The organism is Paracoccus saliphilus (genome assembly GCF_028553805.1).
GTDB lineage: Bacteria > Pseudomonadota > Alphaproteobacteria > Rhodobacterales > Rhodobacteraceae > Paracoccus > Paracoccus saliphilus.
On record NZ_CP067140.1, the window covers coordinates 543584 to 556293 of the forward strand.

A 12710-nucleotide genomic window follows, 5' to 3' on the forward strand; every position below is an offset into this window, starting at 1 on the left:
TTCCGTCAGATTTCTGACCCAGATGCGCCATTCTCACGGCGATTGTCTTGGTCTGGGTGCCTTCCTAAGCTTGGATATGTTTGCAACCTTGGAAAGAAAGCCGTGTGCGCTTGAACGGCTCAATAGACAGACATGACAAGGCGTATGGTTTTGCGCCTCTGCCTCTGACGGTGCAGCATCATCCGCTGGAACCGGCCACCTCCTCATCTCGCGGCTTGCGGCTCGCAATGGCGACGACGCACACGCTGCACCGGCTCTGTTGCACAAATCGTGTGCTGTCCGAGATTTCCCCTTCCCCCGGCTTCCGTGACGGGTGTTAAGCGCGGTGTAGCCGTTCAGGACGGCGATGCGGACTTGGGTCTCGGCAATCTGGCGATCGCAGTCCCGCACCACGAGGCTCTAGCCCAACAGTTTCACGCAATGCATCTTGGTTTTGACGCGGCTTCGGCGGTGGTATCCGCTCCATCGTCGCCACAGGGCTCGGCCCAGGTATTTCAAGGTCCGTAGCACTTCGTTTCGTGCCGTGGCGCCATCGGCGACGGTCTTCCATGGTTTAGCGTTCTCGCGCGGCGGGATCACGGCGTGGGGGGCGCTGCGGTCAGCATTTGCGCGTGTGGTAGGCGCCGTCTGCCGTGACGCTGCCGATCTCCTCATCCGCGGAGTTCTGGCTGAGCAGATAGGGCAGGACCGGTGCATCGCCGATGTGGTTCCCGGTGTTGTCGATCAGCAGGTGAAGCGGGTCCTTGCAGCCACGATACGGGATGTTCACGGCCAGAATCCTCTGGCGGCGAGATAACGTGCTGAAATCAGGCACCGTCCCATCGAGGCCAACTAGGTGAAGCAAGGTCTCTACGAACCCGGTCGTCTGCCACAACGCCATGCCGATCAGCACCTTCATCGTCAGGCAGGCCTGGATGGCGGCATCACTTTAGGCCTCGTCGTCCTGTCGGCGCGGTATCTCAGATCATCTCGGGATCGAACCGGGCGTCAGCGAGCCCCGCTTGCGCAGCGAGGCGTTGTAGGCTGACCAGTTCTTGGTTTTGTAGGTGTCGGTCTGCTCATGTCAGCCAGCTATCACGCTGGATTCAACAGATGAGCCCCTCACCCGATTTGTGCAACAGAGTCATGCGCTCGATGAAATCCGCGGAAATCGGTAGCAACCGCCAGGCTCAGAACACTAGCTCACGGCTGTTTTTATTGTGCCGCATCGCGAGCTTTCTACCTTGGCGGCCTGAGATCAGAATCCTTGCCGATGGGCGGCAATCTTCCGACGATTTTTCCCGTAACTCGGGGAAAAGTGTGAAGATCTCTTCGCGCGCAGCTGCATTGAGTGATTTCAGGGCTTGCGGCCCGGTGTGAAGACTTTCAGTTTCCGCGCCATTCGAGAAAACCACCTCGTGCCGGTCGAAAAGGATATGGAAATATTCCACTTCCGTGACGTCTTCAGCGATCTGGATACCGTTCAGTTCCAGCAGATGCTTGGCCGCAACCAGAACCTCATCGGTGCTAAACATCCGCTGCGCGATTTTCGAACGTACCAGTACCCGGTGTTGCGGCGATACCGTCAAATCGCTTTCAGGAATGTCTTTCCCGATCGCTCCGGCCTGAATCCGGATTGGACGAAGGTTGGGTGATGCCTGTAGTCCCGCCATGGACAGTTTCCGCGATCCTATCCACCGTATCGGCTGCAAACCATTGTCGCGCGTATGGACCATATCATCCACCTGCAACTCTTCGACAGGAACAGGCCCAGAAGCCGTTTCGAGCATCGTTCCGCCCGCGAAGCAAACGACTAGCTCCTCGATTTCCGTATACTGTATAACCGAGCCGTCATCCAGCGTGATGGTTCCGTTTTCCGCATTGTCGGGATCGATATCATGGCTGACAATTCGTCCGGAAATGGCGCCGATATCCAGCGTATCAGTCTCGGTCGTCAGGGAGTTACCCTGGCCAGCGATTTCGAAAACCGAATTCGCACCGGTATTGATGGCCGAGAAATCAGAGCCAAGTATGACGTTATCCGAACCGGTCCCGGTGTTTATATCGAGAGCCCAATCACTGTCGTAGGTTCCGCCGAGATAGATCGTATCGTCCAGCCCGCCTGCCTGAATGGCGCCGCCGGTAAAGCCCCCATTATTCAGTGTCGTCTGGGCGCCATCTTCGATAGTCAGCGTGGAACCCGTCGTTCCCGTCCCCATGTTGATCCGCCCGGTATCCACCACCGCGGACGAGGCGATTGTAATATCGTTATCGCCGGCGCCCGCTGAGATCTGGTTGGAGGTCAGGCCACTGCCAATCTCACCGGCAAGGTCGATGGTGTCGTTTCCGCTGTTCAGCAGTATCGTTCCGGTGACCGTTGCGCCCTCAGCGACCGTAATCAGATCGTCAAGATTGTCGCCGCCAGCTTGGATGTTGCCATCGACCATCACGTCAGGACCGACGGATACAGTATCCGATCCTAATCCATGGTCGATACCCTGACCCAGAATGACGCCGTCTGTTATGGTAATGCTGTCGTTACCGGCTCCCCCGGCGACAGCTGTCCCTGAGGCTAGAGACTCGCCGACCGAGATCGCGTATTCCTCGGTGCCGGTATAGCCGGACCCGTCGATGATAATGGTGTCGTCACCGCCACCGGAAATCACATATTGCCCGAGCGTGGTCTGCTGCGGGGTAATGCCGGTTACAGTATTGTTGTATATTTCAACTGTATTGCTTTGCGCGGCTTGCCCCGCAGCGTTGATGTAAAGATCAATAGTGCCGCCGGAATCCAAGAGCACCGAATCGTTGCCTACGCTTGTAAGCAGTGCACCAGTTACCGTGCTGTTGGCATCTACGATGAAGCTTTCGTCTGTCCCATCGCCAACAACATTTCCGGTGTGGGTCTCCTCATCAGAGGCATATTCGGTGGTTGTGCCGCCGGTTGTCTTGCTAACAGCCATAATTCTCAATCTCCCTCATATCGAAAAAACGCCGCTAGTGAGGGCATTGCCACCAGCGGCATAAAATCGGCAGCGAACCACCTTGGTATACGATACATTAATCCTATGGCGGAGATCTAGCTGTTTTCTTCCCGTCAAGGGTGGCGCTATCGACGGAAGCTGCGGCGGCTCTCGGTTGCCCGTCATTGCCGAATACGTAAGATCACGACGGGAAGCGACCAAAGGCTGCTCTCGCGTTCTTTCCTGAATAATGGGCGCGCGGTTTAAGATACTTCGGGGAGAGGGTGCTCCGAGGATTTGAAATGCTGTCTAATAATTCAGTCGCGCTGTCGAACAGGCGGCAACATTCATGCCGCCTGTCACTTCAATCAGCGTTGGTACATATCGATATTTCTTAGGCTACGAATCGGGGAGGCGTTCGAAACGTCCCGGGCCTGCCATTTGACTTCCTCCTTCAAATAGCAGCGGGCAGCTTTTTGCACGAAGCGCAATCTCCCTGATTGCCTGCTTCTTCGCGTCCGGTTATGGCGGTGGAATGCATGCCCGTTATCGCCCGCATATTACCGCGACGCTGTCGCTTGGACTGCCGTTGATCGGCAGTCACCTGGCACGCATGGCCATCGAGGTCAGCGATACTGTGATGATGGGCTGGTATGGGGTCGAGGAACTGGCCGCGCTGGTCATCGCGACCTCTTTCTTTATCATCCTGTTTTTCCTCGGAATGGGATTCGGAACCGGTGTGATGGGGCTGATCGCCACCGCCATCGCCCGCGGGGACGAACCCGAGGTGCGCCGTGCCGCCCGCATGGCCCTGTGGTTGTCGGGACTGTTCTCGCTGGCTTGCATGCCGCTGATGTGGTTTGCCGAGCCGATCCTCCTGGCACTGGGGCAAACGTCCGCAATCTCGGCCATGGCGCAGGATTATCTCCGGATTGCCGGTTGGGGATTGCTGCCGATGCTTGCCGGGCTGACGCTGAATTCCTATCTGGCTGCGCTCGAGCGGACGCAGGTGGTGATGTGGGTCACGCTTGCCGGGCTGCCCATGAATGTTGCGCTGAACTGGGTGCTGATCTTCGGTAATCTCGGATCTCCCGAGCTTGGGGTGCAAGGGGCCGCCATCGCGACGCTGACCGTGCTGACGGCACAGCTCGTCATGCTGGTGGGCTATGCAGCTTGGTTACCTCTGGCGCGGAAATATCATCTGTTCCAGCGTTTCTGGCGTCCCGACTGGCAGGCATTTTTCGCGGTGGCCCGGCTTGGCTGGCCCATCGGCCTGACCATGCTGGCCGAGGGTGGGCTGTTCGTGGCGACCAATATCATGGTGGGCTGGATTGGCACACCGCAATTGGCGGCGCACGGGATCGCATTGCAGGTCACCTCGATCACCTTCATGGCGCATCTGGGCCTGTCCAATGCCGCCACGGTGCGGATCGGGCAGGCCAAGGGACGCGGTGACCGGGTTTGGATGCGCGATGCGGCGGTGACCGTAACGACGCTGTCGATGAGTGTTGCGGTGCTGGCCATCGCCATCTACCTGATCTTCCCCGAAACGCTGGTCAGCTTCTATCTCGACCCGGCCGATCCACAGGCGCCTGCCATTATTGCGATCGGGGCCGGGCTGTTATTCTATGCCGCCCTGTTCCAGTTCACCGATGCTTTGCAGGTGGTGGCATTGGGATTGTTGCGTGGGGTGCACGATACGCGGGTGCCGATGTTGATCGCCGGTTTCAGCTATTGGGTGATCGGGATGCCGGTCGCCTATGGGTTGGCCTTTGTCGTGGGCATCGGCGCGCCGGGGCTTTGGTTGGGGCTTGTCTTCGGCCTGTCCTGTGCTGCCGTCCTGTTGCTGCTGCGCTTCTGGCGCGGCCATGCTCAGGGGGACTGGACCCGTACGCAATCCGCAGTCTAACCTGCGTCCGCATCGATCATCAGGAGGTCAGCCATGCGTCCCGTATTCGTTCAGTTCCGCTGCGAGCCCGGCAAGACCTATGAGGTCGCCGAGGCCATCTATGACCGCGAACTTGTCAGCGAGCTTTACTCGACCTCGGGAGATTACGATCTGATGGCAAAGGTCTATATCCCCGAAGAAGAGGATGTCGGCCGCTACTTGTCCGAGCGTCTGTTCGATATCCCCCATATCAGCCGCACGCTGACAACGATGACCTTTCGCGCCTTCTGACGCTTGCGAGCTGGACCGAAATGGACGAGTCTTGGTGACATGAAGATACCGCATTTCGCTCCGATCCCCGCCGGCCTGCCCGCCACTGTTCCCTTTGTCGGTCCTGAAACGCTGCAACGTCGGCGGGGGCGCCCATTCGCGGCCCGGCTTGGCGCGAATGAGAGTGGTTTCGGTCCCAGCCCCAAGGCCGTCGAGGCGATGCGTGAAGCTGCGGCCGGGATCTGGCAATATGGCGATTCAACCAGTCATGATCTGATGCAGGCGCTATCGGCGCATCTGGACATTCCCGCTGCCAATATCGTCGTCGGCGAGGGGGGCGACGGCCTTCTGGGTCTGCTGGTTCGGCTGATGATCACGCCAGGAGAGGCCGTGGTGACCTCGGACGGGGCCTATCCGACCTTCAATTACCATGTCGCGGGATTTGGTGGCGTTTTGCACAAGGTTCCTTATCGCGACGATCGCGAGGATCTGGAGGCATTGATCACCCGTGCGCATCAGGTCGGTGCACGGCTGGTTTATCTCTCGAACCCGGACAATCCGATGGGAAGCTGGCATGACGGCCCCGCGATAGAGGCGTTTCTGGATCAACTTCCCAAAGGCGCGCTGCTGCTTCTGGACGAGGCCTATATCGAATTCGCCCCTGCAGAGGCGATCCCCCGAATCGCCGCCGATGATCCCCGAGTTATCCGGATGCGTACCTTTTCCAAAGCTTACGGGATGGCGGGCGCGCGGATCGGATATGCCATGGGTCATCCCGATCTGATCGCGGGCTTCGAGCGCATCCGCAACCATTTCGGCGTGAACCGAATCGCGCAGGCCGGTGCCCTGGCTGCATTAGCCGATCGGGACTGGCTTATTCATGTCCAGCGCGAAGTCATCGCTGCCCGTGACGGTATCGCCCGGATCGCGACAGATAACGGTATGACCGCACTACCTTCTGCCACCAATTTCGTCGCTGTCGATGCCGGGCGAGATGGCGGCTTTGCTCGCGCCCTTGTCGACAGGTTGGAGGAAGAGGGGGTCTTTATCCGCATGCCGGGCGTCGCGCCGTTGAATCGTTGTATTCGCATCAGTTGCGCTCCGGCCGCAGAGCTCGACATATTGGCAGAGGCGTTGCCGCGCGCGCTTGACGATCTGAGGACGCTCTGACCCGCTGATGCGCCCGGGGCTGCATCGTTGGAACGTGGATATTTTTATGAGGAAGAAAGATTTTTCGCTTCTTCTTCATTGAAATATCCCCGCCGGAGGCATCTGCGTTGGCAATCCGCGCAGATGCCGCCAGTTCAGCGCATCGCTTCCAACTGGACCAATGCGGCACGCAGCCGGGCGATATCGTCATCCAATGTGGCAAGCTTGCCGCGTGTTTCCTCGATCACATCCGCATCGGCGTTTTGCACGAATTTCGGATTACCCAACCGCCTGCGCAACCCATCGGCATCCTTCCCCGATTTCGCCAATGACTTTTCCAGCCGCGCCGTTTCCGCAGCGGCATCGATAACATCGCCGATGGGAAGGGCAAAGCTTGCACCCTGGGCCGCGACCGCGATCATTCCCTTGCCCGCCACACCGTCCTGCGGAGCGTTGACGCGGGCCAGGCGCTGGATCAGCGGGGCGTTGGCGGTCAGCGCGGCACGGGTGGTGGCGTCGGCCTCGGTCACGACCAGATCGAGCCTTGCCCCCGCCGGAACCCCCATCTGGGCGCGGGCCGAGCGGATTTCCTCGATCAGCGATATGACCCAGTTGATCTCGCGATCGGCATCCGTGTCGATCAATCCGGCACCGTATTCGGGCCAATCGCCATGGGCCAGCATGTCGTCGCGCTCGCCGGTCAGGGACCAGAGTTCCTCGGTCACGAAAGGCATGATCGGATGCAGCATCAGGTAGCATTGATCCAGCACCCAACCCATCGTGGCACGGGTCTCATCGGCATGTTCTCCGTCGAACAACGGCTTGGAGAATTCCACGTACCAATCGCAGACCTTGCCCCAGACAAAGGAATAGAGCCCGTTTGCCGCGTCGTTGAAGCGATAGCTGGCCAGCGCCTCGTCGGTGGCCATGCGGATGCGGGCGGTCTCTCCGATGATCCAGCGGTTGACGGTGTGGCGCGGGTCAGGGCGGTCACCCCCGCCTCGCACTTCGTTCATCTCGGCAAAACGGGTGGCATTCCAGATCTTGGTCACGAAGTTGCGGAAGCCCTCGACATGGCGCGGTCCCAGTTTCGGATCGCGCCCCATCGCCGCCATGGAGGTGAGCGTCATGCGCAGGGCATCCGCACCATATTCGTCGATCAGGGTCAGCGGGTCGATGACATTGCCCTTGGACTTGGACATCTTCGCGCCCTTTTCATCGCGTACCAGCCCGTGGACATAGACGGTGTGGAAGGGCTCTTTCTCGACGATGGCAAGCTGCATCATCATCATCCGGGCGACCCAGAAGAAGATGATGTCAAAGCCCGTCACCAGCACATCGGTCGGAAAATATTTCCGAAGCGCCTCGGTGTCTTCGGGCCAGCCGAGCGTGCCGATGGGCCAGAGACCAGATGAGAACCATGTGTCGAGAACGTCAGGGTCTCGCGAGATCGATAGTTTGGTAAGTCGTTCGGGTGTTGAACCGCCACCTTCTGTCGAAATGAGTTGAAACGGTTCCGTTCGAGCTCCGGCTTGCTCAATTGCATCGTCTGTTACAACGATTTCAACATCATTCCCATAATGTGCTTTTGCGAGCCTGATTGCTTCGTCAGCGTTCGGTGCGCAAAACTCTTTTCCGTCAGGCCCATACCACACCGGTATCTGGTGCCCCCACCAGAGTTGCCGGCTGATCGTCCATGGCTCGATATTTTCCAGCCAATGGAAATACACCTTTTGGTGCTGCTCGGGCAGGATCTTGGTGCGGCCTTCGCGAACCGCGTCAATCGCGGGCTGCACGATCTTCTTCGTATCCACGAACCATTGATCGGTCAGCATCGGTTCGATGACCACGCCAGAGCGGTCGCCGAAGGGCTGCATGATCTTCTTGTTCTCGACGAAGGGCGCACCCTCGGCATCGGTGACAGCCAGCCCCTCTTCGGTGATCACCTTAACCACTAGTTCGCGGGCATCCTTGCGATCAAGACCCCGCAATTTCTTTCCATTCAACTCTTCGGGGACGAGGTTGACCGCCGAGACATCGCCGACATCCTCGCCCTTCGCGGCGCGGGTGGCGATGGCGGCGCTCTCCTCATAGGGCAGCCCGTCTGCACGCATGGCGCCCCTGGTATCCATCAGCGCGTAAAGCGGGATGCCGTTGCGGATCGCCACGCCATAATCGTTGAAGTCATGCGCGCCGGTGATCTTGACCGCGCCCGAGCCGAAATCGGGATCGGGATATTCGTCGGCGATGATCGGGATCTGGCGGCGGTGTTCCTTCGGCCCCACCGGGATCTCGCACAGCTTGCCGATGATGGGGGCATAGCGGGGATCGTCCGGGTGAACGGCGACCGCGCCATCGCCCAGCATGGTTTCCGGGCGGGTGGTGGCGATGGAGATATAGTCGCGGGTCTCGCGCAGGGTGACGTTGCCGTCCTCGTCCCGTTCGACATACTCATAGGTTTCACCGCCTGCCAGCGGGTACTTGAAATGCCACATATGGCCGGGAACCTCGCGGTTCTCGACTTCCAGATCGCTGATCGCGGTCTCGAAGCGCGGGTCCCAGTTCACCAACCGCTTGCCGCGATAGATGATGCCCTTGTTGTAGAGCTCCACGAAGACCCGGATCACCGCGTCATGGAAATTGCCCTCTTCCCCTGCGGGGGCGCTTGGAGCGCCGGACATGGTAAAGGCGTTGCGCGACCAGTCCAGCGACGCGCCGAGGCGACGTAGCTGATTTATGATCGTTCCGCCGGATTCCTGCTTCCAGGTCCAGATCTTCTCGACGAAGGCGTCGCGCCCGATCTCTTGCCGGGACGGTTCCTGCCGTTCCATCATTTGCCGTTCGACGACCATCTGCGTCGCGATGCCGGCGTGGTCCTGCCCCGGCTGCCAGAGCGTGTCGAAGCCGCGCATCCGGTGCCAGCGCACAAGGATGTCCTGCAGGGTGTTGTTGAAAGCGTGGCCGATATGCAGGCTGCCGGTCACGTTGGGCGGCGGGATCATCACGGTAAATGTCTCGTCGCGCGAGGCATTGGCCCCGGCGGCGAAGGCGCCTGCTTTTTCCCATTCGGCGCTGATGCGGGCCTCGGCGGCCTTGGCGTCAAAACTCTTTTCCATGCTCATTCCGGTGATCCCTTTGCTTGGGCACAGGATTAGCGAAGCCGAACGGAAAGGCCAAGCCTGCGGGACCGATTGAAACCTTCTTCGGTTACGGAAAATACGAATAAGATTTTGCTTGCCTCTGTTGGGTTATACCGATGTGATGGCGAGACATGCAAAACCGGGGCAAAACGCCTGGTGAAAGTAAGCAAGGGAGGAATACCTATGAGACAATTGTTGATCGCGACCTGTGGATTGGCACTCATGTCGGGGGCGGCGCTGGCCGATCCGACGGGCTGTGACGACGGCGAGACCGTGGTGAAGTTCAGCCATGTGACCAATAGTGACAAGCACCCCAAGGGTATTGCCGCCGCGCTTTTCGCGGAGCGCGTCAATGAAGAGATGGAGGGTCAGATGTGTGTCGAGGTCTATCCGAACTCGACACTCTATGATGACGACAAGGTGCTGGAGGCGATGTTGCAGGGCGACGTGCATATGGCTGCGCCGTCACTGTCGAAATTCGAGACATTCACCAAGGTTTTCCAGATCTACGATCTGCCCTTCATGTTCAAGAACATCGAGGCGGTGGACGAATTCCAGGCGTCCGAAGCAGGGACGGAAATGAAGGCGTCGATGGAACGCCGCGGTCTCTCCGGGCTGGAATTCTGGCATAACGGGTTGAAACAGTTTTCGGCGAACAAGCCGTTGATCGAACCGGAGGATGCAAGCGGCCTGAAATTCCGGGTGCAGCCGTCGGATGTGCTTGTCGCGATGATCGAGCAGCTCGGCGCCTCGGCTCAACCGATGGCCTTTGCCGAGGTTTACGGTGCGTTGCAGACCGGCGTCGTGGACGGGCAGGAGAATTCCTGGTCGAATATCTATGGCCAGAAATTCTACGAGGTGCAGGACGGCTCGACCGAGACGAATCATGGCGTGCTCGATTACCTGGTCGTCGCCTCGACCGATTGGCTGGACGGCCTGGATGCAGATGTGCGCGAACAGTTGCTGACCATCCTTCAGGAGGTATCGGCAGAACGCAATGCCGCCGTCAACGAGGTCGATCAGGAGGCGCGTCAGGCGATTCTGGATGCCGGTGGCGAGATTCGGGAGCTCACCGACGAGCAGCGTCAGGCATGGGTCGATGCGATGAAACCTGTCTGGGAGCAGTTTGCGGAAGGTGTCGGTCAAGAGAATATCGACGCCGTGCAGGCGATCAACGAAAAGCACTGACCCTGTTTGGCCCGTTCTGAAACAGGACGGGCCCTTTTTCTGTTCGGGAGGCGACATTGAGCCAGCAATATGAGGCGCACGGCCTTTGGGGCCGCATTGCCAATGGTCTGGAAGAGAACCTGATTGCGCTCATTCTGGGGCTGATGACAGTGATTACCTTCGCCAATGTCATCATGCGCTACATATTCCAAAGCTCTTTGATCTGGGGGCTGGAAGCCACATTGGCGCTGTTCGCGTGGCTTGTGCTGATCGGTATGTCATATGCCGTCAAGATCAACTCCCACCTAGGGGTGGACGCGATCATAAACATCCTGCCTCCTGCCGCACGCAGGCTGCTGGCACTGTTGGCCGGAGGATTCTGCGTTTTCTACGCAGTACTTTTGCTGAAGGGCGCATGGGACTACTGGGCGCCTTTCGCGGGTATGCAGCAGACCGGAGGGCGGTGGTTTCCGACCGGTTTCGTGGAAACCAGGGATCGGGCCTTCTACACGACCGAACAGATTCCGATGCCTGGCGTTCTCGGTTGGATGGGGGATGCTTTCAACCAAGGAGAGGCATATGAAAAACTACCTCGCCTGGTTCCTTATTTCGCGCTGCCTCTGGGCGTGGCGCTGCTGCTTTTCCGGCTGCTGCAGGCAATGTGGCATATCTGGAAGGGTGATCGCGCCGGGCTGATCGTCAGTCACGAGGCCGAGGACGCGATCCAGGACCTCCGCCAAATGAACCGCGAGGAATAACCCGATGGATGTTGCGATCCTTTTCGTTCTGATTGTCGGGTTGATGCTGATCGGTGTTCCGATCGCAATCGCACTTGGCCTCTCTTCGACACTATTCCTGCTTTTGTATTCCGATACGTCACTCGCCTCGATTGCGCAGACGTTGTATAACTCGATGTCGGGTCACGCGACGCTTCTGGCCATCCCATTCTTCATTCTGGCGTCGAGCTTCATGTCCACTGGTGGCGTGGCGCAGCGGATCATCCGCTTTTCCATCGCCTGCGTCGGTCATCTGCCAGGGGGACTGGCCATTGCCGGGGTCTTTGCCTGCATGATGTTCGCGGCCCTGTCCGGTTCCTCGCCCGCAACGGTGATCGCCATTGGCTCGATTGTCATCGCGGCGATGCGGCAGGTCGGCTATTCCAAGGATTTCGCGGCGGGCGTGATTTGTAATGCCGGCACGCTCGGCATCCTGATCCCGCCCTCGATCGTCATGGTCGTCTATGCCAGCGCTACCGATGTGTCGGTTGGCCGGATGTTCCTGGCCGGTGTCATTCCGGGGCTGCTGGCCGGGGGAATGCTGATGGCCACGATCCTGGGCATCGCCTTGTGGAAGAACATGCCACGCGGCGAATGGCTGGGATGGTGCGAAATCTGGGCCAGCTTCAAGGATGCTTTCTGGGGCCTGATGCTGATCGTCATCATCATGGTCGGGCTGTATGGAATCCCCGGCGTGACGAATGCGATCTTCACGCCCACCGAAGCCGCCGCCGTCGCCTCGGTCTGGGCATTCATCGTCGCGATTTTCATCTATCGGGACATGGGGCCTTTGCGCGATGGAGAGACCCGGATCCCGCTGTGGAAAAAGCCGCAGGCACTGGTGACGGCGTTCTTCCATCCCGGCACGCGCAACGTGTTGCTGGAAGCGGGCAAGCTGACCGTCACCTTGATGTTTATCATCGCCAACGCGCTGATCCTCAAGCATGTGCTGACGGATGAACAAATTCCCCAAAAGGTCGCCGAGATCATGTTGAGTGCCGGGTTGGGCAAGATCATGTTCCTCGTGATCGTCAACGTGATCCTGCTGATCGGCGGACAGTTCATGGAACCGTCAGGCCTGCTGCTGATCGTGGCGCCTCTGGTCTTTCCCATCGCAATCGAACTGGGCGTCGATCCGATCCATCTGGGCATCATCATGGTCGTGAACATGGAAATCGGAATGATCACACCGCCGGTCGGGTTGAACCTGTTCGTCACATCCGGCGTGGCGGGGATGTCGATGATCCGCGTGGTGCGCGCGGCTCTGCCCTTCCTGGCGGTGTTGTTCGTATTCCTGGTCCTCGTGACTTATGTCCCATGGATCAGCACTTGGTTGCCCACGCTGATGATGGGGCCGGAGGTGATCATCAAGTGACGC

At 59.0% G+C, this 12710-nt stretch carries 8 protein-coding genes and 1 pseudogene; 6 read left to right on the forward strand and 3 right to left on the reverse strand.

Going from position 1 to position 12710, the window contains the following annotated elements:
- Positions 1-203: 203 nt before the first annotated feature.
- Together JHX88_RS02535 and JHX88_RS02540 are read right to left on the reverse strand one after the other, a co-directional pair.
- Positions 204-1009 (reverse strand): annotated as a pseudogene (locus JHX88_RS02535) (transposase).
- A 160-nt stretch (positions 1010-1169) separates the two neighbouring features.
- A complete protein-coding gene (locus JHX88_RS02540) occupies positions 1170-2942 on the reverse strand; it encodes a Hint domain-containing protein (RefSeq protein WP_272848166.1) in 1773 nt (590 codons plus the stop codon).
- 535 nt (positions 2943-3477) lie between these two features.
- Here JHX88_RS02540 and JHX88_RS02545 point away from each other — a divergent pair.
- From JHX88_RS02545 to JHX88_RS02555, 3 genes are read left to right on the forward strand one after another with little or no spacing between them, the layout of a single operon-like run.
- A complete protein-coding gene (locus JHX88_RS02545) occupies positions 3478-4851 on the forward strand; it encodes an MATE family efflux transporter (RefSeq protein ID WP_076522657.1) in 1374 nt (457 codons plus the stop codon).
- Positions 4852-4884: 33 nt separating this feature from the next.
- Positions 4885-5121, forward strand: a complete 237-nt coding sequence (locus tag JHX88_RS02550) for an Lrp/AsnC family transcriptional regulator (RefSeq protein WP_076522658.1) — start codon at positions 4885-4887, stop codon at positions 5119-5121.
- Between the two features lie 39 nt (positions 5122-5160).
- Positions 5161-6270 carry a pyridoxal phosphate-dependent aminotransferase gene (locus JHX88_RS02555; RefSeq protein ID WP_076522659.1) on the forward strand — a complete coding sequence of 370 codons (1110 nt, stop codon included), beginning with the start codon at positions 5161-5163 and terminating at the stop codon, positions 6268-6270.
- Between the two features lie 134 nt (positions 6271-6404).
- Here JHX88_RS02555 and JHX88_RS02560 read toward each other — a convergent pair whose 3' ends face one another.
- Positions 6405-9371 carry a valine--tRNA ligase gene (locus JHX88_RS02560; RefSeq protein ID WP_076522660.1) on the reverse strand — a complete coding sequence of 989 codons (2967 nt, stop codon included), beginning with the start codon at positions 9369-9371 and terminating at the stop codon, positions 6405-6407.
- Positions 9372-9572: 201 nt separating this feature from the next.
- Here JHX88_RS02560 and JHX88_RS02565 point away from each other — a divergent pair, with 201 nt between their 5' ends.
- From JHX88_RS02565 to JHX88_RS02575, 3 genes are read left to right on the forward strand one after another with little or no spacing between them, the layout of a single operon-like run.
- Entirely contained in the window at positions 9573-10577 is a 1005-nt protein-coding gene (locus tag JHX88_RS02565) for a TRAP transporter substrate-binding protein (RefSeq protein WP_076522661.1), read from the forward strand.
- A 56-nt stretch (positions 10578-10633) separates the two neighbouring features.
- Positions 10634-11314 carry a TRAP transporter small permease gene (locus JHX88_RS02570; protein WP_076522662.1) on the forward strand — a complete coding sequence of 227 codons (681 nt, stop codon included), beginning with the start codon at positions 10634-10636 and terminating at the stop codon, positions 11312-11314.
- Between the two features lie 4 nt (positions 11315-11318).
- Positions 11319-12707, forward strand: coding sequence for a TRAP transporter large permease (locus JHX88_RS02575; protein ID WP_076522663.1), 1389 nt, complete (start codon positions 11319-11321; stop codon positions 12705-12707).
- The last annotated feature ends 3 nt before the right edge of the window (positions 12708-12710 follow it).